A 20,389-nucleotide genomic window follows, 5' to 3' on the forward strand; every position below is an offset into this window, starting at 1 on the left:
TCTCGTTGGCTCGTCTTAAGGATAGCTATTTGCTGAGCAGTGCGACGGCCTCAACATGATGGGTATTGGGGAACAGGTCGAAGGCTCGGAGGGTGCGCAGCTGGTATCCCTGCTTCTGGAACAGCGCAACGTCGCGGGCCAGGGCCACCGGGTCGCAGGCCACGTAGACGATTTGCCGGGGGGCCAGGGCCACCAGCTGATCGACGACGGCGGTGCCGGCGCCGGCGCGCGGCGGGTCGAGCACGACGGTGGCGGCGGCGAGGCGGGCGCGCTCCGCGGCATCCGCCTCGCGTAGCAGACGCTGCAGATAGCGGTCGACGCGGTCGGCCTCGGCGGTGGCGCCCGCCCATTCCTTGAGGTTGCGGGCGGCAAAGGTGACCGCTTCCGGGTCACTTTCGACCGACGTGATGCGGGTCGACGCGCCGAACTTGTCGCCGACGGCCGCGGCGAGCAGGCCGACACCGCCGTAGAGGTCGAGGTTGGAGGCGCGCGGGTCGAACTGATCGGGGTCGATGATGTTCTGCACCGCGTGGTAAAGCGTGTCGGCGGCCATGGAGTGCACCTGCCAGAACCCGGACCGGTCGAGTTCAAACTCGCGGCCGTCGACAACCTCGTGAATCAGACCGTGCGGCACCCGCTTGGGCTTGCCGTTGGAATCCTTGGCCGAGACGAGCACCTGCACATCGCCCTTGCTCGGTGCGACCAGGTCAACCTTCGCGGCGTTGTGGAACAGGGTGTCGAGCGGGGCGCGCAGCTCGAGTTCGTGTTCGGCGAGCGGCAGATCGTCGACCGGGATCACGCGGTGGCTCCGGGCAGCGTACGGGCCGATGGTGCCGTCGGCGGCCACGTGCAGGCTCACCCGGGTGCGCCATCCGGTGCCGTCCATCGCGTCGCCGGGGCTGGCCTTGGCGCTGACCGCGACCGGTTCGACGACCACGTCGCTGTCGATCCCGGCCATGCGCGTCAGCGCGTCGGCGAGCACCTGGCGTTTGAGTTCGCGCTGAAATCCGAGCTCAATGTGCCCGAATTCGGCACCGCCCGCGCGGTCTTCGGGGGCGCGATCAACGGATGCTGCGCTCCAGATGTGCGGCTGGCGTTCCGGGGCGGCGTCGAGCACGGCGACCGTCTCAGCCCGCCAGAAGCTCTTGTGGTTGGCCTCGGTAAGGCGCGCGCGCACCCGTTCACCGGGCAGGGTGTCGCTGACGAAAATGACGCGACCCTCATGGCGGGCGATGAAGATTCCGCCGTGCGCGACGTTGGTGATGTCAAGCTCGAGCTCGCTGCCGACCGTTTCGGAGGGGGGGCTGGCGGCGGCCTGGGGCTGGTGACTCGAATTGCTCATTCCTTGATGATCCCACACCCCCCCTTCCTCTCGTGCTCGATCGAGCCTGATTGAATGGAGTCACCGAAACTGCGAAGGACAAGCATGCGCCTCTATCTGGCCTCCACCTCTCCGGCCCGGCTGGCCCTGCTCCGGGCGGCCGGCATCGAACCGGTGCTGATCAACCCTGACGTCGACGAAGCACGAGTCGTCGCCGAGACCGAGGCTGCCGCCGGAGCCGCGCTCGCGCCGCGGGATCTCGTGCTGCTGCTGGCGCGGGCGAAAGCTGAGGCGGCGGCATCCGTTCTGCCAGCGGAGCCGTTGAACGGGCTGCTGCTGGGCGGCGATTCGGTGTTCGTGCTGGACGAGGTCATCTACGGCAAGCCGCATACCGCCGAAGCGGCGCGGGAACGCTGGGAGCGCCAGCGCGGGCGCACCGGAACGCTGTATTCCGGGCACTGGCTGATCGAGGTCGCTGATGGCCGGCCCGGGCCGGCGATCGGCGCGGTCGCGGTGGCCGAGGTGACCTTCGCCGACGACCTCGACGACGCCGAGCTCGACGCCTATATCGCCACTGGGGAGCCATTGTTCGTGGCGGGGGCCTTCACGATCGACAGTCTCGGTGCTCCCTTTATTACGAGCATCGTCGGGGATCCGTCGACCGTGGTGGGGCTGTCGCTACCGACGATGCGGCGGCTGGTGCGCGCCCTCGGACACGAGTGGCCGACCCTGTGGAATCGCCCCGGAGCACTCTAGTTGTAGGCATCCGCAAGAATCTGCCGGGTCTTTTTGTGGGACAGAACCAAAAGGGATGCGGCGGCGGGCAATAGGCTAAGTGATTGTGTCACTCATAACGAAGGTCCTCATCGCCAACCGAGGCGAGATCGCCGTTCGGGTCATCCGTGCCGCGAAAGACAGTGGAATTCTCTCTGTTGCCGTCTACGCCGACCAGGATCGCGATTCCCTGCACGCCCGTCTCGCCGACGAGGCGTACGGTCTCGACGGCACCAGCGGCGCTGAAACTTACCTGGTCATCGACAAGATTCTGTCGATCGCCCGCCGGAGCGGCGCTGACGCCGTGCACCCCGGCTACGGCTTTCTGGCCGAGAACGCTGACTTCGCCCGCGCCGTGATCGGCGCCGGACTGATCTGGATCGGGCCGTCGCCCGAGGCGATCGAGCAGCTCGGCGACAAGGTTTCCGCCCGCAAGATCGCCGAAAAGGTCAACGCGCCGATGGCGCCCGGCACCCTGAACCCCTGCACCGATGCCGCCGAGGTACTCGCCTTCGTCGACGTGCACGGTCTGCCCGTCGCGATCAAGGCCGCGTTCGGTGGCGGCGGCCGCGGCCTCAAGGTCGCCCGCACCCGCGAGGAGGTCGCCGAGATGTTCGACTCCGCCACCCGCGAGGCCATCACGGCCTTCGGTCGAGGCGAATGCTTCGTCGAGAAGTACCTCGACTCCCCCCGCCACGTCGAAACGCAGTGCCTGGCCGACCAGCACGGCAACGTCGTCGTCGTGTCGACCCGCGACTGCTCGCTGCAGCGCCGCCATCAGAAGCTCGTCGAAGAGGCGCCGGCGCCCTTCCTGACCGAGGCACAGACGACCGAGATGTATCGTGCGTCCAAGGCCATCCTCAAAGAGGTCGGCTACCTCGGCGCCGGCACCTGCGAGTTTCTCATCGGCCAGGACGGCACCGTCTCGTTCCTCGAGGTCAACACCCGCCTGCAGGTCGAACACACCGTCTCCGAAGAGGTCACCGGCATCGACCTCGTGCGCGAACAGTTCCGCCTCGCTGAGGGCGGCGAGCTCACCTACGGTGACCCCGTCGCATCCGCTCACTCGTTTGAATTCCGCATTAACGGAGAGGATGCCGGCCGCGGCTTCCTGCCCGCGCCCGGCCCGATTCACGTGTTCAAGCCCGCGGGCGGCCCGGGCGTGCGCGTCGACACCGGCGTGCAGTCCGGCGATGTGATCAGCGGATCCTTCGATTCCCTGATCGCCAAGCTCATCGTCACCGGCGCGACCCGCGAAGAAGCCCTGGAGCGTTCGCGCCGCGCCCTCGACGAGTTCGAGGTTGCCGGCCTGCCGACCGTGCTGCCCTTTCACCGCAAGGTCGTGCGCGACCCGGCCTTCGCTCCGACCGACGGCAAGCCGTTCAGCGTCTTCACCCGCTGGATCGAGACCGAGTTCGACAACGACATCGAACCGTGGACCGGCAGCATGGAAGACGCCGTCGGACCGCAGAAACGCCACAGCATCGTCGTCGAGGTGGACGGACGCCGCATCGAGGTGACCCTGCCGACGCGTCTGCTGCCCGGCGGCGCGAGCGCGCGCTCGGTGGGCCCGGCCCCCAAGCGTCGCGGCGGTCTGCACACCGTCGATACCGCCACCGGAGATGCCGTGAAGGCACCGATGCAGGCGACCATCGTCAAGCTACTGGTCGCCGAGGGCGACATTGTCGTCAAGGGCGACCTGCTGCTCGTGCTCGAGGCCATGAAAATGGAGCAGCCGCTCGTCGCCCACCGCGACGGCACCGTGGGCAACCTGGCCGCCGTCGTCGGCACGACGGTCTCCTCCGGTTCGGTTCTGCTGACCGTCTCCGACGCCGCGTAGCCCGCTCGACACCCGTCGATTGGCTGGCAGCACACCAGACTTTCGCATGATTTTGCCGGCGGGGTTGGGGACAAGACAACCGCTCCTCAGCTCCAACAATGCCGGTTTTCAGGAAGGGATCCGAGAAAAGCATTCGGACCCTTCCCACGCACCCGCGATGTCTGAGCGAGGAGCGGATGACCCGGTTTCCGCGGCCTACCGCCGAACCCCAACCCCGTCCACACAAGCAGGGGCAGGGCGTCGAGAACGCGGGCTACCCCGAGAACTGCGCGGGGATTTCGGGGCTACCGGACGACGTGCATGGCGCGCGCGGCATCCGTTATGGAACCGGTGAGCGAGGGGTAGACCGGGAACGTGCGAGCGACCTCGTCAACCGTGAGTCGGTGCTCGACCGCGAGAGCCAGCGGGAAGATGAGCTCGCTCGCCTTGGGGGCGACGATCACGCCACCGATGACGGTTCCGCTGCCGGTGCGGGCGAAGATCTTGACGAAACCGTCCTTGATTCCCATCATTTTGGCCCTCGGGTTCACGGCAAGCGGCAACTTGTAAATATCGCCCTGGGCGAGTCCGTCTTCGATCTGCTTCTGGGTGTAGCCGACCGTCGCGATTTCCGGCTGCGTGAAGATGTTCGCGGCGACGTTGCGAATCTCGATCGGGTTGACGGTGTCGCCCATGGCGTGGAACACCGCGGTGCGGCCCATCATCGAGGCAACGGATGCCAGCGGGAGCTCGGTCGTGCAGTCCCCGGCCGCGTAGATGTTCGGAATGGAGGTGCGGGCGACCCGGTTGGTCTGGATGTGCCCGGACTCGGTGATCTGCACGCCGGCCTGCTCGAGGCCGATATTGGCGGTGTTCGGAATCGACCCGACGGCGATGAGGCAGTGGCTGCCTTCGACCGTGCGTCCGTCTTCGAGGGTAGCGACGACACCGGTCTTGGTGCGTTCCACCGAGGAAGCACGCGACTTGGAGAGCACGGTCATACCATTGCGCTTGAACACGTTCTCAATCACGTTGGCGGCGTCGGCGTCTTCCCCGGGCAGCACCTGGTCGCGGCTGGAGATTAGGGTGACCTTCGCGCCGAGGGCACGGTAGGCGGAGGCGAACTCGGCGCCGGTAACGCCGGAGCCGACGACGATGAGGTGTTCGGGGATCGCCTTGAGGTTGTAGAGCTGGGTCCAGGTGAGAATGTGCTCGCCGTCGGGAAGTGCAGAGGACAACACGCGCGGGCTGGCCCCGACGGAGACGACGAGGGTGTCGGCGTCGATGCGGTCGAAGTCGGTCGCGGTCGAGTCGCCGGAAGTGGCGACGATGATGCCGGTGGTGCCGTCGAGCCGTCCGTGGCCCTGCACGTAGCGCACACCGGCGCGAATGAGCGTGGCCTTCATATCTTCGGACTGCTGGCGCGCCAGCGCGAGGAGGCGCTTGTTCACTGCGGCCAGGTTGATGGCGACTTCGGGGCGCGTGGGCTTGCCGGTTTCGCCGCGCACGAAGAACTGCACACCGAGGTCGGTAGCTTCTCCGATGGAGTTGGACGCCTCGGCGGTGGCGATGAGGGATTTGGAGGGGACAACATCCGTTATCACGGCGGAGCCGCCGACACCGACGCTTTCGATGAGGGTGACATCGGCACCCTGCTGTGCTCCGGCGATGGCCGCTTCGTATCCGCCGGGCCCTCCACCTAATACTGCGATGCGTTGCTTGCGTTCGAACTCATAGGCCATGTAGTCCATTCTCGTGGCCCGCGCACCCCCCGCCAAACCGTGGGTATGTTCGCGGCGCGCGGATCGTCCGCCAAATCGGCCCAATTCGAGCCGTATTGTCGCCAGAGTGCCGGTTCGGCGCGCCGATGAGCAGAATTCGCGCAAAATCTCCGCCTGGTTGGCGGGGGTTCTAGAGTAGTGAAATGTTTACGAACGAGATCAACCCGTTAGACCTGCCCGAAACTGACCCGTTTGAGGCAGCTCGGTCGGCCGCAGCGGAGATCGCCGGCATCACGGGAGTGCCCCGGCACGACATCGCCCTGACGCTCGGCAGCGGCTGGGCCAAGGCGGCCGACCTCATCGGCGAGACCACGCACACAGTGGCCGCCGCCGACATCACCGGGTTCAGCGCCCCCGCGCTGGCCGGCCACGCCGGCACCCTGCGCTCGATTCTGCTGCCCGGCGGCAAGCGCGCGCTCGTGATCGGCGCACGCACGCACTACTACGAGGGTCACGGCGTGCGCCGGGTCGTGCACAGTGTGCGCACGGCAGCGGCCACCGGAGCGACGACGATGATCCTGACCAACGGGGCCGGCGGCATCCGTGAATCGTGGAAGCCGGGAACTCCGGTGTTGATCAGCGACCACATCAACCTGACCTTCGATTCGCCGATCGAGGGCGCGAACTTCGTTGACCTGACCGATTTGTACTCGAAGCGGCTGCGCAATGTCGCGCGCGGTATCGACCCTTCCCTCGATGAGGGCGTGTACTGCCAGTTTCGCGGGCCGCACTACGAGACCCCCGCCGAGGTACAGATGGCCAAGGCGATCGGCGGCCACATCGTGGGAATGTCGACCGCGCTTGAGGCCATCGCCGCTCGGCAGGCCGGCATGGAGGTGCTGGGTCTTTCGCTCATTACCAACCTCGCCGCCGGCATTCAGTCGACCCCGCTCAGCCATGGCGAGGTTATCGAGGCCGGTGCTCTGGCCGAGCCTGTGATCAGTGCGCTCCTCGCGCGGATCGTGGCAGCGCTGTGAGCGGCCCGGATCGCGACAACGTCGAGCAGCCGGTCGAACGTAGTGGCGGTCGGCACTCAGGCCCGCCAGCGGATGCGACTGTCGAAGTCACCCCGCCACGCACGCCGGCTTCCCCGCACGTCACCGACGCCGACCCGGCCGACGAGACCGCGACTCCCACCCGCGCCCTCCCGATCGTGCAGGACAGCGACGATGCCGGCTCAGAACCGACCGTCGCAATTCGGACCATTGTGCCGGACAACGACGATGACACCGTGCAAGCGACGGTTGCCATTCAGACCATCACGACCGACGATGGCGCTGAGATCGACGACCTAGCGACCGCGCCGGTGGCCCACGAGACCCCGGAGACCCCGACCGACCGCACCGCGACGCTGTTACAGGCCGCGCGGGCCTGGCTCAACCAGGACCCAGATCCGGAGACGCAGGCACAGTTGCGCGCTCTCATCAATGCCGTCGGCGACGGCGACACCGCAGCGCTGTCCAATCTGCATTCCCGGTTCGATACCCGGCTGGCCTTCGGCACGGCCGGGCTGCGCGGTGAGATTTCCGCCGGACCGAACCGCATGAACCGCGTGCTCGTCTCGCAGGCCGCCGCTGGCCTGGCCACTTACCTGCTGCGACACGCTGCGCCCGGGGTGACCCCGTCAGTCGTCATCGGCTACGACGGACGCAAAAACTCACACGTCTTCGCGACCGACACGGCGGCGCTGATGGCGGGCGCGGGGGTGCGCGCCATCCTCTTGCCGCGTCTGCTGCCCACGCCCGTGCTCGCCTTCGCCGTGCGGCATCTCGACGCAAGCTGCGGCGTGATGGTAACGGCCTCGCACAACCCGCCGAACGACAACGGTTACAAGGTGTACCTGGGCGGGGTGAACAATGGCGCTCAGATCGTCTCCCCCGACGACAAGGCCATCTCGGACGAGATTCTGCGCGTCGCTGCCGACGAGCACGTGCCGCACCTGCCGCGCGCCAGCTACGAGACCGCCGAAGAAACCGTTGTCCAGGCCTACATCGCCGAAACGGCCAGCATCGCCCACACACCGCGGGCGCAGGTGAATGCGGTGTACACCGCCATGCACGGCGTCGGTTGGGACACCACCCGTCGCGTGCTCGAAAAATCCGGTTTTGACCTGCCGACCCTGGTTGACGCGCAGATCGCGCCCGACGCGGCCTTTCCCACCGTCGCCTTTCCGAACCCTGAAGAGCCCGGCGCGATGGACCTCGCCTACGAGACTGCGCGTGAGGTGAGCGCCGAGCTCATTATTGCCAACGATCCCGACGCCGACCGGCTTGCCGTCGCCATTCCCGACCTCTCAAGCGCGAGCGGTTATCGCCGGCTCAGCGGCAACGAGGTCGGAGCGATTCTGGGCTGGCGCGCCGCAGCCCTGGCTACTGCTGACGCCTCAAACCCGGGCGCGCTCGCCTGCTCAATCGTGTCATCGCCGGCTCTGCACGCGGTAGCGGATGCCTACGGCCTGCGTTTCGTCGAAACCCTCACCGGGTTCAAATGGGTGTCCCGGGTGCCGGGTCTGGTCTACGGTTTCGAAGAGGCGCTCGGCTACCTGGTCAACCCGGACAGCGTGCGCGACAAGGACGGCATCTCGGCAGCGGTCGCCCTGCTCTCGCTGGTCAGCGACCTCAAGTCGGAAGGGACGACCCTCGCCGGCTACCTTGACCGGTTCAGTGAGAAGTTCGGACACTACGCCTCGGGGCAGATCTCGGTGCGGGTCTCCGAAGTCTCCACGATCGCCCTGGTCATGACGCGCCTGCGGGAATCCCCGCCGACCCATGTCGGGCGCATTCGCGTCGACGAGATCGACGACTTTCGGTGGGGGCTGGGTGACCTGCCGCCGAGTGACGTGTTGCGCATCCGTTTGACCGACGGATCGCGCGTCATGGTGCGCCCGAGCGGTACCGAACCCAAGCTCAAGGTGTATATCGACACCCGAAGCACGGTCGGCACCCTGGTCGAGCGCCGTGCCGCGGCGCAGGCCGCCCTCGACGAGCTCGACCGCGGAATGCGCGCGCTGATCGAGTAGGTTCTGGCCTGCGGTTCGTCGTGAGGTGCTTGCGATTCACACCGCGGCATTCGTTGCGGACCTGATCGAGTCGGTGGCGGCATCCGCTCGCCGGGCCCACCCTAGGGCCCTGGGCCCGTGATTTATCATGGGCCCACCGACCGGGCCCGGGCCCGGTCGGTGTTGGGGAGCTAGCCGAGCAGGGAGACCGCCCGGGCGATGACGAGGGCCAGCAGCACGAAGCCGCCGAACGACTCGATCCCCATGAGCGCTTTAGCCCGGAGCGAGAGCGGCATCGTGTCGGTCGGGCTGAACGCCATGGAGTTCGACAACGAGAAGTAGACATAGTCGAAGAACGAAGCGACCCAACCGGTGCGCTGCGACGACCTGGCGGCGACCTCCTCGATGGCGTCGTGGTCTTCGTCCTGGGGAAAGCGAAAATCAGCCGGCGGAAAATCGGCCCGGTCGGCATGATGCCTCGAGACCGGGCCGCCGCGGTCGAGTTCCCAGTAGACCAGCGCGAAGGCGATAACGTTGGTGACCCACACCTGCAGGGCAGCGAGCAGCAGTGTCGGCCCGTCATCCTTACCGCCCGATGTGAGCTGGATCACGAGTTGCACGAGGGCGACTTCGTTGGCCGCGACCAGCAAGACCGCCTGGCCGGTGGCGAGGTATTTCGACCAGCGGGTTTCGCGATGCAGCCGGTGGGGGTTGAGGGCGAGGAGCGGGATCAGCATGGCGAGCCCGATCGCGACGACCGTGTAACGCAGCCCGGGCAGGAACGTGCTCGGCAAGGTGGCATACAACGTGAGAGCAACCAGCAACCCCAGTACGGCCGGCCAGCGGTGTTCGGCCCGTGCACCCTGCTTTACGCTGTCGCTCATGCGCTGAGCATAGGCCCGTCGCGGGCGCTCGGGCCACTGCTCGAGGCGTCGCCGTCCAGGCCGTCGATGTGCCGCGCGGCGTGCCGCTAGGCACGTTCGCCGCCGGGCCCACCTTACGGTCCTGGGCCCATGATCTATCATGGGCCCACTTTCCGGGCCCGGGCCCGGAAAGAAACGCGGCCCGGAACGCGGCGGGGCTAGGAGCCCAGCGCGATATCGAGCTTGGCGACGAGTTCGTCGACGTCGAAGTAGTTGTTGATGACGATCACATCGGCGTTGGTTTTGCCGATCGCGTCGACAAGCTCCGAGGAGGTCAGGATAACCTGGGCGTCGGCCGCGGCGGAACGCACGCCGGCGACATCCGTTGCCTGTACGCTCGCCTCGATCTCAAGCCGTTCGAGCGCGCGCTCGGCGTTGACCTTGAGAATGGCCGAGGTGCCGAGGCCGACGCCGCACATCACGACGATCTTCACGAGAAGACGCTCTGCACGAATTCCGCGGTGGTCGCGCCGGCCAGCGCCGGAATCACCGCCGGGTCATTGAACACGTTGGCGAGTTCGGCGACGAACTGGAGGTGGTCGTCGGCGCCGGCCACGGCCAGTCCGACGATCACGCTAACCGGGTCGTTGTGCGGGTGCCCGAAGGCGACCGGCTCAGCCAGGGTGACGACGCAGAGTCCGTCGGTGAGAACATCCGCTCCCGGACGGGCATGCGCGAGGGCGAGCCCCGGCGCGATCACGATGTAGGCACCGAATTCGTGGATCACCGCGATCATGCGATCGGTATAAGCGGATGTCGCGGCGCCGGAACGTACGAGGGCGTCGCCGGCGGCCGTGATGGCCGCGGTCCAGTCGTCAGCGTGCGCGCCGATGGTGATGGCGTCAAGCGGGAGGTGCGGGAGTGGCATGGTGTCTTTCGGTTATGCGGGGTCGTCCTTGGTTGGCCGGCGGGGCTAGGCGTCGCCGAAGCCCGCTTCGATGGCTTCGACGAGTTCTTCGCGGTCTTCCAGCGGCAGGAAAGCAGCGTGGGCAGCGTTGAGCTGGAAGGTCTCGAGGTCGCCGAGGTCGTAGCCGAAGGCATCCGAGAGCAGGGCGAGTTCCTGGGACAGGGTGGTGTCGCTCATGAGTCGGTTGTCGGTGTTGACGGTGACCTTGAAGCCGAGCTGGTACAGCAGGTCGAACGGGTGGTCGAAGAGTTCTTCGCCCCAGGCGGCGACCGCTCCGGTCTGCAGATTCGAGGAGGGGCTGAGTTCGAGCGTGATCTCACGGTCGCGCACCCACTGGGCGACCGGTCCGAGGGTGACGAAGGTGTTGTCGTCGTCCTGGCGTTCGATCGTGACGTCTTCGGCGAGGCGCACGCCGTGGCCAAGGCGCAGGGCACGGCCGTCGAAGAGGGCGCCGCGGATGCTGTCAAGCCCGTCGGCCTCGCCGGCATGCACGGTGACCGGCATGAATTCGCGGGCCAGCAGGTCGAAGGCCGCGCGGTGGTTGCCGGCCGGGAAGCCGGCCTCGGCGCCGGCGATGTCGAAGCCGACGACGCCGTCGAAGCGGTAGCGCACGGCGAGTTCGGCGATCTCGAGGCCGCGGTTCGCGTGGCGCATGGCGGTGATGAGCTGGCCGATGCGGATGCTGCGGCCCGACTGCTCGACGTTCTCAATGCCGGCTTCGATGCCGTCCTGCACGGCCTCGACGACCTCGTTCAGGGTGAGGCCGCGAGCCAGGTGCTGCTCGGGAGCCCAGCGGATCTCTCCGTAGATGACGCCGTCATCGGCGAGGTCTTCGACGAATTCGCGGGCGACCCGGGTCAGGCCCTCGCGGGTCTGCATGACGGCGGTCGTGACGTCGAAGGTCTTCAGGTATTCCACGAGCGAGCCGGCATTGGACTGGTCGGAGAACCATTCGCCGAGCGCGTCGGCATCCGTTGTGGGAAGCACGAATCCGATGGAGTCGGCCAGCTCGATGATGGACTGCGGACGCAGACCGCCGTCGAGGTGGTCGTGCAGCGAAACCTTGGGCAGGGTGTTGATGCTCGTGCCGCCGCCGGGCATGAGGAATTCCTCGATCAAAGTCATACGAACAAGCTCCTCGGTACGGGGGCGGGTGTGAACTACAGCCGCGCGCCCAGCTTATCGGAGCGGCTCTGGGCGGACCATGAGAAATGCGGCGAGCGGATGCGCCGGCTCGCGTCGCTGCCGCTGCCCGCGCACGCCGGGCCCACCTTCGGCAACTGGGCCCATGATCTACCATGGTCCCGGTTTCCGGGCCCGGGCCCGGAAAGGGGAAGACCACGTACCCTGAGTTGTGCCCACCAAAATCATCCTCGACTGCGACCCCGGCCATGACGATGCGATCGCGCTGCTGCTCGCACACGGCAATCCGAACATCGAACTTGTCGCCGTGACCACGGTGATGGGCAACCAGACCCTCGCCAAGGTCACTCGCAACGCCCTGTCCGTCGCCCGGGTCGCCGGCATCACCGGGGTCCCGTTTGCTGCCGGCTGCCCGCGGCCCCTGGTGCGGAAGATCGAGACGGCGCCGACGATTCACGGCGAGTCAGGCCTCGACGGCCCCGTGCTGCCCGAACCGACCCTCCAGCTCGACGCCCGGCACGCCGTCGACCTCATCATCGACACGATGATGGCGCACGAGCCCGGGGAAATCACCCTCGTGCCGACCGGGGCGCTGACCAACATCGCCCTCGCCGCCCGCAAAGAGCCGCGCATCGTCGAGCGGGTCGAGCAGGTCGTGCTTATGGGCGGCGGCTACCACGTGGGCAACTGGTCGGCCACAGCCGAGTTCAACATCGTCATCGACCCCGAAGCTGCCCACATCGTGTTCAACGAAACGTGGCCGCTGACCATGATCGGGCTGGACCTCACCCACCAGGCCCTCGCCACCCCCGACATCGTCACCCGCATCGCCGCCGTCGGCACAGCGCCGGCCCGGTTCGTCGGCGAGCTGCTCGCCTTCTTCGCGGAAACCTACAAGGATGCCCAGGGTTTCGACTACCCGCCGGTGCACGACCCGTGCGCGGTCGCCTACGTGATCGACCCGAGTGTCATCACCGTGCGCAAGGCTCCGCTCGACGTGGAATTGGCCGGCACCCTCACCCTCGGTATGACCGTGGCCGACTTTCGTGCGCCGGCCCCGGCCGACTGCACCACCCAGGTGGCCGTCGACCTCAACCACGAGAAGTTCTGGGCCCTCATCGTCGACGCCCTCGAGCGCATCGGCGACCCGCCCCAAAGTTAAGCGGCCGGGAACGGATGCCCCCTCGTCGCTTCCCGAGATGCACCTGCCCCGGAATGCTGCGCGAGGGCGGCCACCCGTGAATCTGCCCGGGCTCGCGACCGACGCGTGACTTTCCCCGCACGAACGGGTTGGCTGAATTACCACCACTACTCGGGAGCACCATGACCAAGACCGCGCCGGCCAGCACGAGCAAACCCGTTCCCGACATCCAGGTTCCCGACCTGCACGGCCAGCTGGCCGTCGTCACGGGCGCTAACAGCGGCCTCGGCTTCGGCCTGACCGGCCGCCTCGCCCGGGCCGGCGCCGAGGTCATTCTCGCCGTGCGCAACGAGGAGAAGGGCGCCGCGGCCGTCAAACTCCTGAACGAGCAGGCCCCGGAGGCGAGCGTCAGCATCCGTCATCTCGATCTGGCGTCGCTCTCGAGTATCGCCGGATTCGGTGAGGAGCTCAGGAACGAGGGCCGCCCGATCGATATTCTGCTCAACAACGCTGGCCTCATGATGCCGCCGGTGCGCGACGAAACCGAAGACGGCTTCGAGCTGCAGTTCGGCACCAACCACCTCGGACACTTCGCGCTCACCGCGTATCTGCTTCCGCTGCTGCGGGCGGCCGGCACCAGCAGAGTCGTGAGCCTGTCGAGCCTCATCGCCCGCGGCGGCCGCCTCGACTTCACCGACCTGCAGGGTCTGCGTTACCGCGCGCACCGCGCCTACGGACTCTCCAAACTGGCCACGCTCATGTTCGCGCGCGAGCTCAACCGGCGCAGCGTCGTCGGGAGCTGGGGCGTGCGCAGCGTCGCCGCGCACCCGGGCGCAACGGTCACGAACCTGCAGATCTCCGGCCCCACCCACAACGGGGCCTCGGCCCGCATCTTTCTCGCCGCCAACGAAGCCTCACACCGCATCGGCTGGATGTGGCAGCAGGTCGATCAAGGCATTCTTCCCGCCCTCTACGCGGCGACGAATCCCGCGGCGGCCGGCGGCGGTTACTACGGCCCTGGCGGGTTCGGTGAACTCACCGGCGCACCGGCTCCCGCCAGGCTGCCCAAACGTTCCCTCGATGAAGCGGATGCCCGCCGCCTCTGGTCGGTCTCGGAGGAACTCACCGGAGTGACCTACCCGGCCGTCTAGCTCAGCTGTCGATCACGTTCACCAGCACCCGGGCCAGGCGCCGGCGGATGATGTGGTCGTTGGCCTCGACCCGGTGCATGGTGACGTGGCGCATCCGCTCAATGATGGTCATGCTGCCCTGCGCGATGAACGCGTCCAACGCGCCGTAGATCACGTCGACCGGCACCTCGAGGCTCGCGATATCGCTCACCACGGTCTGCGATTCGATGCAGTGCTCCATCGATTTGATGAACGGCGTCCAGGTTTTCTCGGTCAGTTCAAAGATGCCCTTGGGGAGCAGCCGCGTGATGATGGACGCGTTGGCGAGTGTGAAATCCTTATTGGCGCGCAGAAAATCGTAGGCCCGCAGGTAGGCGCTGACTCGCGCTTTGACTCGTGGGTCGCCGATATCGCTCGGTGACACATAGACCGGCGGCCCGACCAGCACCACGCGCGACACCGTGCCGCTGCCGGTCAGCCTCCGCCAGACGCTCGCCCCCGGGCCCTGCCGCTGCATCGCGGCGTAGCGGGTGCTGATCAGGCTGCCGAGGGAGTGGCCGACCAGCACGAACGGCTCGCGCAGTTTCATTGAGCGGATGGTCGCGGCCAGGGCCCCGACATGATCCTCCAGCCGGTACTCGCAGCCGTCCGGTGCCGGCGACTGCCCGAAGCCCAGAATGTCCACCGCGATCACCCGATGATTCGGGGTGAGCCGCGGGATCACCTCGTAGAAGGTAATCGAGGACGACGCGATGCCGTGCACGAGAATGACGACCGGGCCGGTACCGGCATCCGTTGCCACGTGCAACAGCGGTGGGCGGGACCGACGCGCTCGGCGCATCCGCTCCGCCCACCAGGTCATGTGCTAATTATCGTTGCGCAGCGTGGCCTTGAAGTCGTTCTTGGCCTCGGTGGCGTTGCGCTCGGCCTCGGCGTGCTTGACCTCGCCCTCGGCCTTCTTCACCTTGACGTCAGCCTTGGCCTCGTCGACCCGGTCTTCGACGCGGTCCTTGGCGTCATCAACCGCCCGGCCGATCTTTTTGCCGGTGGCATCGAGTGCATCCTTGGCATCGTCTACGAATCCCATGTTGTCCTCCTGATCGTGTGTGCAGTTGGGTTGAATGTGCAGTCGGGCTGCTCGCCGACTCCCTGACCTTACTTCGGGGGTAGGCGCCGAGTCCCAATTGTGATCCGACTCCCAGACTGCCCCCAGACAGCGCCCCCACCCCGCTCGGTACGGTGAGTCATGAGACGAACCTGGGGAGTGATCGCGGTCCTGCTGACCGCCGGTTTGTTGGCGGGATGCACGGCGAATAGTGGTTCGGTGAGCACGGACTCGTCTGGGAGCACGGGCTCGGCGGACGGCGGTATCGGCGAGGTCGCGCCGGAACAGGACTTTTCGGTCGACAAGGCCCCCGACGGCAGCGTCGTCACCGGCACTACGGGCGACGTGAACACGTCCAACCGGGACGTCATCACCACCGGGTCCATGTCGATCACGGCCACTGATCCGGTCGCGGCGAGCGAATCCGCCGTCACGATCACCGAACAGGCCGGCGGACGCGTCGACAGCCGCAGCGAAAACCCGGGCACCGACGTCCAGCCAGCGAGCGCCACCCTCACCCTGCGTATTCCGTCCGACGAACTCGACCGTACCCTGGCCGAGCTCAAGAAACTCGGTCGGCTCAACTTCGTCTCGCTCAACGCCCAGGACGTGACACAGCAGAGCCAGGACCTCGACGCCCGCATCACGGCTCTGACCACCTCGGTTGACCGGTTGTTGGCACTGATGGCCTCGGCGACGAGCACGACCGACCTGATCAGCATCGAAGGCGCTTTGTCGAGTCGGCAGGGTGAGCTCGAAAGCCTGCAGTCCCAGCGCGACTTTCTCGCCGATCAGATCGATTACTCGACCGTGCAGCTCGAATTGGTTTCGGAAGGCACCGTGGCCGCCGGCGGCCCCGACAATTTCTGGACCGGCATTATTGCCGGTTGGACCGCCCTCGTCGCCGCCGCCGGCGGCCTGCTGATAGGCCTCGGAGTTGCTCTGCCCTGGCTGGTCGTACTGGCGATTTTCGGGGCAATCGCGCTCGTGATCGTGCGGGTGTTGGCGCGACGGCGTAAGGCTGCATAGGCTTGTCCCTGTGACCGAGTTTCTCCCTGCTTTAACCCTGCCCGAAACCTCTCCGGCAGCGCCCGTTTTTGTTCCTTCGATCGAGCCGGTGCTGTCTGATCAGCTGCTGGCCGGCATCCGCTCACGGGCAGCCGGGTATGACCGGGCCAACGCCTTCTTCACCGAAGATCTCGAGGTGCTCATCGCTGCCGGCTACCTGCGCGCCCTCGTGCCGGTGCAGTTCGGCGGACTCGGCCGCACCCTGCAACAGACCGTGCGCGAGCAGACCCGGCTCGCCGCGCACGCCCCGGCCACCGCCCTCGCCGTGAACATGCACCTGGTTTGGACCGGTGTCGCCGCCAGCCTGAACGCGCAGGGCGACCACTCGCTCGACTTCGTGCTCGAAGAGGCCATGCGAGGCGAAATCTTCGCCTTTGGCGTGAGCGAACCCGGCAACGACCTGGTGCTGTTCGGCTCGCAAACGGATGCCCTCCCCCAGCAAGATGGCGGCTACCGGTTCACCGGCACCAAGGTGTTCACCTCACTCTCGCCCGCCTGGACCCGGCTCGGCACCCTCGGCCTGGATTCCTCCGCCCCGGCTGACCCCGCGATCGTCTGGGCGTTTCTCGATCGAGCGGATGCCGGCATCCGCTCGAAAGATGACTGGGACACCCTCGGCATGCGCGCCAGCCAGAGCCAGAGCACCGTGCTCGATGGCGCTCTCGCCCGCCCGGACCGGGTCGTGCGCCGCCTGCCGATCGGCCCGAACGGCGACCCGCTCGTCGCCGGCATCTTCGCCAACTTTGAAATTCTGCTCAGCGCCGTGTACACCGGAATCGGCCAGCGCGCGCTCGAACTCGCCGCCCTGGGCGCTAACCGTCGCACCTCGCTGAAAAACGAGGGGCGCACGCACGCGCAGGATCCGGTCGCGCGGTGGCGGATCGGGGACCTCGTCATTGCGATGGACGGCATCTATCCGCAGATCGACGCCCTCGCCCGGGCGGTCGACGAGCGTTTATTCGCGGTCGGACCGGCCTGGTTTGCGCAGCTCTCCGGGCTCAAATACCGAGCCACCCAGAACGCCAAGTTCGTCGTCGACACCGCCGTGCAGGTTGCCGGCGGCTCCGCCTACGCCGCGTCCTCCGAACTGGCCCGGCTCTACCGCGACGTGCTCGCTGGTTTCTTCCACCCCTCCGACGCGGACTCCGCGCACGCGACCGCCGCAGCATCCGTTCTCGGACCCCTCGATTTGCCTGCCTCATGAGTTTCAGCAAGACCACCGCCATCACGCTCGACCACTCCGGTTACACCCGGGCCGTGCTCGACCTCACCATGCGCCTCGCCGAAGTCATCTTCACCGCCGGCGCCGGCGCCGAAGACGCCACCGCCGCAATGATCGCGCTCACCAGGGCCTACGGGCTCAAGGGCACCGACGCGAATATCACCCACACGACCATCACGCTGACCCAGGAAGACCCGTCGACGCACGAGTCGATCATCCGCAGCCGCAACGTGAAGTACCGCACGCTGGACTATTCCAAGCTCACCGCCACCTCGGAGCTGATCGCGGACATTATCGAGAAGCCGATCGAAGTAGCCGAGGCCCGCAAGATCCTCGCGACCATCGTCAGCTCAAAACCGCAGGTGCCCAAACAGTGGCGCCGCATCGGCTGGAGCCTGGTCGGTGCCGGCGCCGCCGTTCTGATCGGCGGCGGGCCGACAGTGATCATCGCCGCCTTTATCGCCACCTGGATCATCGACTGGATCACGTCGGTGCTCGACCACCGCCAGGTTCCGCTGTTCTACCAGACGGTCGTCGGCGGGGCGATCGGCCCCCTCGTCGCCACGGTCGTGCGGGTGATCGACCCCACGGCCAACCCCTCGCTCGTCGTCGTCGCCACCATCATCATGCTTCTCGCCGGTGTCACCACATTCGGTGCCGTGCATGACACGCTCTCGGGGTTTTACCTGACCGGCACCGCCCGACTGGTGGAGGCCCTGCTGATCACGGCTGGCCTGGTCACCGGGGTGTCGGGATCCGCCCTGTTTTTGGCCCGGTTCGGGCTGCTGCTCGAGATCGACTCGAATCCGATCGTGACCATCGGCGTGCTGCCGGTACTGCTCGTAGCCGCCATCGTCATCGTCATCGGGTTTGCGCTGGCCGTGCAGGTACCGTGGCGGGCGGTCTGGGTGGTCTGCGTGCTCGGCGCTCTCGCCGAGTTTCTGTTCGTGGCCGCGCTGGCCGGCGGATTCGGACTGGTCGGGGCCTCGGCGGCGAGCGCCCTCGGCGTCGGACTGCTGGCGGCGGTCGCGGCGCGCATCGTGCGTACCCCTCCACTCGTCATTATGGTGACGGCGCTCGTGCCGCTCGTGCCCGGTCTCACCCTGTTTCGCGGGTTGCTCCAGCTCTCCGAGGGCGATATCAACGGGCTGCTCGCATTGCTCACCGCTGCCGGCATCGCGATGGCCCTCGCGGCCGGCGCGCTGCTGTCGCAGTATGTCGTGCAGATCGTCTGGGGCCCGGCGCGCAGGCTGCAGCGCCGCTTCGTCGGACCGCTCATGGCCCTGCCGGTGCGACTCGGCCGCGACGCAACCAAGCGCATTTAGCGCGCGCTGCAGCATCCGCTGTCAAACGGATGCCTGCGTCAGTTGGGAATGTCCGCCTCGCCGGCGTCGACGGCGTCTTCCTCGACGAAACGATACGGGATGGGCTCGTCGGTCTCACGGCCGCGCTTATAAGTGCGGGTGATCGTTTCGGTGTCCTCGACCGCTTCGAGCACCAGGACGTCCTGATACTCACCGTCGATGTATTCCAATTCGACCTCGGTTCCGGCGGCAATCGGGTTGGGTCCAAACAGAACTGCCCGGTAGGTGGCGCTGTGGCTCATGACATGACCTTTCGACGGAGAGCGGGTTCATTGCAGCGACAGCATACGACAGACCGGCAGCCGTGCACAGGGCTCCGACCAGGTCTGGCGATTTGCGGTAGCGCGGTCGGCTGCGGAGATGACGGATGCCGCAAACCCGCGTATTCTCGAGGAGACGGAGCCCCACGGCTCGGCGCGAAGGAGTACACAATGGCTGACAAATCACCGAAAAAGGACGCAACCAAGAAGGTTGCCGACAAGTCCCTCAAGGAAAAGAGGGCCGACAAGAAGGCGAAGTCTGAAGAGACCGCTTCTCGGGCCCGCAAGAGCTAGATTCTGCATCTTCTCGGTGCTATGGGTTCTCCGCTCCTGGTATCGCGCGCTGCATCTGGCGCAGTATTAGCAAGCACGGGTGCCGCCACGATCGTGGCGGCACCTTTCTTTCGTCGGCGTGACCGACAACATCCGCTTGTGAAAGGACCAGCCATGACCCTGCCCACCGAAGATACCCGTGTGCTCTACCCGAGCGGCGCCGTCGACGCGCAGGCGACCGTGCTGCACTCCGAGCCGCTGCCGGACGGACGCTCAGCCGTGCTGCTCGATGCGACCTGCGTGCATCCGGTCGATGCCGGCTGGCCCGACCAGGCCTTGCTGCATCACGGTGCCGCGTTCTGGCCGGTCGAGGACTGCATCGTCGGAGCCACCGATGGGTCCGAGCTGTATATCGGTGCGGACATTCCGGTGGCGAAGGGCACCCCAGGCTGGGCCTTCGTCGTGGTGCACGTCGTCGACGCGGCCGGGCTTTCAGCCGGCGACACCGTCACGGTCGAGGTTGACGAGGGCCTGCGCGACGCCACGAGCGCCGGCCACACCGCGTGCCATTTGGCCTCCCTCGCCCTGAACGACGCTCTCGCCGACCGGTGGAAAAAAGAAGTACGCGCCGACGCGCTCGGCCACCCCGACTTCGACGGGCTCGCCATCGACGAATCATTGATCGGCCAGAACGCTTCGGTCGACACCTACCGGCTCGGCAAATCGCTGCGCAAGAAGGGCTTCTCGGTCGATGGCTTCGCCGAGTCGCTCGCGGCGATCGAAGCGACCATCAACGCGACCCTGCTCGCGTGGACCATGACGGATGCCGCGGTACGCATCGACCAGGGCGGCAACCGGTTGACGGACCGCCGCTACTGGGTGTGCGAACTGCCCGGCGCGACCGTGCGCATCCCCTGCGGCGGCACCCATGTCGCCTCGCTCGGCACACTCGGCGTCGTGACCGTGACGCTCGGCCTGCACGACCTGGACGGCACCGACGTGCTCACCATGAACACCTCCGCCACGCGCTAGTTTTCGCGCATCCGGGGCAATTTGCGAGCATAATCGGGACATCCATTAGGCACATTGCACGGTTAATCTGCGAGAGATTGCGCATTTCCGCTCCCAGGCGCAGAATTCAGAGGTACCCGGTCAGAGAG

The 20,389-nt window shown here is 66.8% G+C and carries 20 protein-coding genes; 11 read left to right on the plus strand and 9 right to left on the minus strand.

Going from position 1 to position 20,389, the window contains the following annotated elements; translation table 11 throughout:
* Positions 1–25: 25 nt before the first annotated feature.
* On the minus strand, positions 26–1,342 hold the full coding sequence (locus E3O45_RS12835; protein WP_134443746.1) for a class I SAM-dependent RNA methyltransferase: 1,317 nt from the start codon (positions 1,340–1,342) through the stop codon (positions 26–28).
* An 84-nt stretch (positions 1,343–1,426) separates the two neighbouring features.
* Between E3O45_RS12835 and E3O45_RS12840 the strand changes: the two genes are divergently transcribed.
* Both E3O45_RS12840 and E3O45_RS12845 read left to right on the plus strand, forming a co-directional pair.
* Positions 1,427–2,077, plus strand: coding sequence for a nucleoside triphosphate pyrophosphatase (locus tag E3O45_RS12840; RefSeq protein ID WP_134443747.1), 651 nt, complete (start codon positions 1,427–1,429; stop codon positions 2,075–2,077).
* Between the two features lie 85 nt (positions 2,078–2,162).
* Positions 2,163–3,935 (plus strand): biotin carboxylase N-terminal domain-containing protein, encoded by a 1,773-nt coding sequence (locus tag E3O45_RS12845; protein WP_134443748.1) that lies wholly within the window; start codon positions 2,163–2,165, stop codon positions 3,933–3,935.
* A 284-nt stretch (positions 3,936–4,219) separates the two neighbouring features.
* Here E3O45_RS12845 and E3O45_RS12850 read toward each other — a convergent pair whose 3' ends face one another.
* Positions 4,220–5,656, minus strand: coding sequence for an NAD(P)H-quinone dehydrogenase (locus E3O45_RS12850; RefSeq protein WP_134443749.1), 1,437 nt, complete (start codon positions 5,654–5,656; stop codon positions 4,220–4,222).
* Positions 5,657–5,838: 182 nt separating this feature from the next.
* On the opposite strand from E3O45_RS12850, the gene E3O45_RS12855 reads away from it, so the two are divergent.
* Positions 5,839–6,672 (plus strand): purine-nucleoside phosphorylase, encoded by an 834-nt coding sequence (locus E3O45_RS12855; protein WP_134443750.1) that lies wholly within the window; start codon positions 5,839–5,841, stop codon positions 6,670–6,672.
* Positions 6,673–7,001: 329 nt separating this feature from the next.
* The gene (locus tag E3O45_RS12860) at positions 7,002–8,714 is read left to right on the plus strand and encodes a phospho-sugar mutase (RefSeq protein WP_134443844.1); all 1,713 of its coding nucleotides are present in this window, start codon (positions 7,002–7,004) and stop codon (positions 8,712–8,714) included.
* Positions 8,715–8,884: 170 nt separating this feature from the next.
* Here E3O45_RS12860 and E3O45_RS12865 read toward each other — a convergent pair whose 3' ends face one another.
* The 4 genes from E3O45_RS12865 to E3O45_RS12880 form a co-directional block, all read right to left on the minus strand.
* Entirely contained in the window at positions 8,885–9,577 is a 693-nt protein-coding gene (locus tag E3O45_RS12865; protein WP_134443751.1) for a DUF1345 domain-containing protein, read from the minus strand.
* Positions 9,578–9,774: 197 nt separating this feature from the next.
* Entirely contained in the window at positions 9,775–10,050 is a 276-nt protein-coding gene (locus E3O45_RS12870) for a PTS sugar transporter subunit IIB (protein WP_134443752.1), read from the minus strand.
* Complete coding sequence (locus E3O45_RS12875) at positions 10,047–10,484, minus strand: PTS sugar transporter subunit IIA (protein ID WP_134443753.1); 438 nt, start codon at positions 10,482–10,484, stop codon at positions 10,047–10,049. Before E3O45_RS12875 ends, E3O45_RS12870 begins: the two co-directional genes overlap by 4 nt.
* Positions 10,485–10,529: 45 nt before the next feature.
* Positions 10,530–11,648 carry an adenosine deaminase gene (locus E3O45_RS12880; protein WP_092452338.1) on the minus strand — a complete coding sequence of 373 codons (1,119 nt, stop codon included), beginning with the start codon at positions 11,646–11,648 and terminating at the stop codon, positions 10,530–10,532.
* 229 nt (positions 11,649–11,877) lie between these two features.
* On the opposite strand from E3O45_RS12880, the gene E3O45_RS12885 reads away from it, so the two are divergent.
* Together E3O45_RS12885 and E3O45_RS12890 are read left to right on the plus strand one after the other, a co-directional pair.
* Positions 11,878–12,828: a nucleoside hydrolase gene (locus tag E3O45_RS12885; RefSeq protein WP_134443754.1), complete on the plus strand. Its 951-nt coding sequence runs from the start codon at positions 11,878–11,880 to the stop codon at positions 12,826–12,828.
* Positions 12,829–12,989: 161 nt separating this feature from the next.
* Positions 12,990–13,958: an SDR family oxidoreductase gene (locus E3O45_RS12890; protein WP_134443755.1), complete on the plus strand. Its 969-nt coding sequence runs from the start codon at positions 12,990–12,992 to the stop codon at positions 13,956–13,958.
* Position 13,959: 1 nt separating this feature from the next.
* Here the strand turns inward: E3O45_RS12890 and E3O45_RS12895 are convergent, their stop codons facing one another.
* Both E3O45_RS12895 and E3O45_RS12900 read right to left on the minus strand, forming a co-directional pair.
* Positions 13,960–14,799 carry an alpha/beta fold hydrolase gene (locus tag E3O45_RS12895; RefSeq protein WP_134443756.1) on the minus strand — a complete coding sequence of 280 codons (840 nt, stop codon included), beginning with the start codon at positions 14,797–14,799 and terminating at the stop codon, positions 13,960–13,962.
* Between the two features lie 3 nt (positions 14,800–14,802).
* Positions 14,803–15,024 carry a hypothetical protein gene (locus E3O45_RS12900; RefSeq protein WP_134443757.1) on the minus strand — a complete coding sequence of 74 codons (222 nt, stop codon included), beginning with the start codon at positions 15,022–15,024 and terminating at the stop codon, positions 14,803–14,805.
* Positions 15,025–15,183: 159 nt separating this feature from the next.
* Between E3O45_RS12900 and E3O45_RS12905 the strand changes: the two genes are divergently transcribed.
* From E3O45_RS12905 to E3O45_RS12915, 3 genes are all read left to right on the plus strand, one after another.
* Positions 15,184–16,071, plus strand: coding sequence for a DUF4349 domain-containing protein (locus E3O45_RS12905; protein WP_134443758.1), 888 nt, complete (start codon positions 15,184–15,186; stop codon positions 16,069–16,071).
* 79 nt (positions 16,072–16,150) lie between these two features.
* On the plus strand, positions 16,151–17,314 hold the full coding sequence (locus tag E3O45_RS12910; protein ID WP_134443845.1) for an acyl-CoA dehydrogenase family protein: 1,164 nt from the start codon (positions 16,151–16,153) through the stop codon (positions 17,312–17,314).
* Entirely contained in the window at positions 17,311–18,657 is a 1,347-nt protein-coding gene (locus E3O45_RS12915; protein WP_092452356.1) for a threonine/serine exporter ThrE family protein, read from the plus strand. Before E3O45_RS12910 ends, E3O45_RS12915 begins: the two co-directional genes overlap by 4 nt.
* A gap of 38 nt (positions 18,658–18,695) precedes the next feature.
* Here the strand turns inward: E3O45_RS12915 and E3O45_RS12920 are convergent, their stop codons facing one another.
* A complete protein-coding gene (locus E3O45_RS12920; RefSeq protein WP_134443759.1) occupies positions 18,696–18,938 on the minus strand; it encodes a hypothetical protein in 243 nt (80 codons plus the stop codon).
* A gap of 189 nt (positions 18,939–19,127) precedes the next feature.
* On the opposite strand from E3O45_RS12920, the gene E3O45_RS18240 reads away from it, so the two are divergent.
* A complete protein-coding gene (locus E3O45_RS18240; protein ID WP_255408738.1) occupies positions 19,128–19,250 on the plus strand; it encodes a hypothetical protein in 123 nt (40 codons plus the stop codon).
* A 153-nt stretch (positions 19,251–19,403) separates the two neighbouring features.
* Positions 19,404–20,261: a metal-dependent hydrolase gene (locus tag E3O45_RS12925; RefSeq protein ID WP_134443760.1), complete on the plus strand. Its 858-nt coding sequence runs from the start codon at positions 19,404–19,406 to the stop codon at positions 20,259–20,261.
* The last annotated feature ends 128 nt before the right edge of the window (positions 20,262–20,389 follow it).

Source organism: Cryobacterium sp. TMS1-20-1, assembly GCF_004402355.1.
Classification (GTDB): Bacteria; Actinomycetota; Actinomycetes; order Actinomycetales; family Microbacteriaceae; genus Cryobacterium; species Cryobacterium levicorallinum.

Coding starts and splice junctions, on each gene's coding strand:
- E3O45_RS12835 (WP_134443746.1), bottom strand. CDS start 1,342: ATGAGCAATTCGAGTCACCAGCCCCAGGCCGCCGCCAGCCCCCCCTCC.
- E3O45_RS12840 (WP_134443747.1), top strand. CDS start 1,427: ATGCGCCTCTATCTGGCCTCCACCTCTCCGGCCCGGCTGGCCCTGCTC.
- E3O45_RS12850 (WP_134443749.1), bottom strand. CDS start 5,656: ATGGCCTATGAGTTCGAACGCAAGCAACGCATCGCAGTATTAGGTGGA.
- E3O45_RS12855 (WP_134443750.1), top strand. CDS start 5,839: ATGTTTACGAACGAGATCAACCCGTTAGACCTGCCCGAAACTGACCCG.
- E3O45_RS12865 (WP_134443751.1), bottom strand. CDS start 9,577: ATGAGCGACAGCGTAAAGCAGGGTGCACGGGCCGAACACCGCTGGCCG.
- E3O45_RS12875 (WP_134443753.1), bottom strand. CDS start 10,484: ATGCCACTCCCGCACCTCCCGCTTGACGCCATCACCATCGGCGCGCAC.
- E3O45_RS12880 (WP_092452338.1), bottom strand. CDS start 11,648: ATGACTTTGATCGAGGAATTCCTCATGCCCGGCGGCGGCACGAGCATC.
- E3O45_RS12890 (WP_134443755.1), top strand. CDS start 12,990: ATGACCAAGACCGCGCCGGCCAGCACGAGCAAACCCGTTCCCGACATC.
- E3O45_RS12895 (WP_134443756.1), bottom strand. CDS start 14,799: ATGACCTGGTGGGCGGAGCGGATGCGCCGAGCGCGTCGGTCCCGCCCA.
- E3O45_RS12900 (WP_134443757.1), bottom strand. CDS start 15,024: ATGGGATTCGTAGACGATGCCAAGGATGCACTCGATGCCACCGGCAAA.
- E3O45_RS12905 (WP_134443758.1), top strand. CDS start 15,184: ATGAGACGAACCTGGGGAGTGATCGCGGTCCTGCTGACCGCCGGTTTG.
- E3O45_RS12915 (WP_092452356.1), top strand. CDS start 17,311: ATGAGTTTCAGCAAGACCACCGCCATCACGCTCGACCACTCCGGTTAC.
- E3O45_RS12920 (WP_134443759.1), bottom strand. CDS start 18,938: ATGAGCCACAGCGCCACCTACCGGGCAGTTCTGTTTGGACCCAACCCG.
- E3O45_RS18240 (WP_255408738.1), top strand. CDS start 19,128: ATGGCTGACAAATCACCGAAAAAGGACGCAACCAAGAAGGTTGCCGAC.
- E3O45_RS12925 (WP_134443760.1), top strand. CDS start 19,404: ATGACCCTGCCCACCGAAGATACCCGTGTGCTCTACCCGAGCGGCGCC.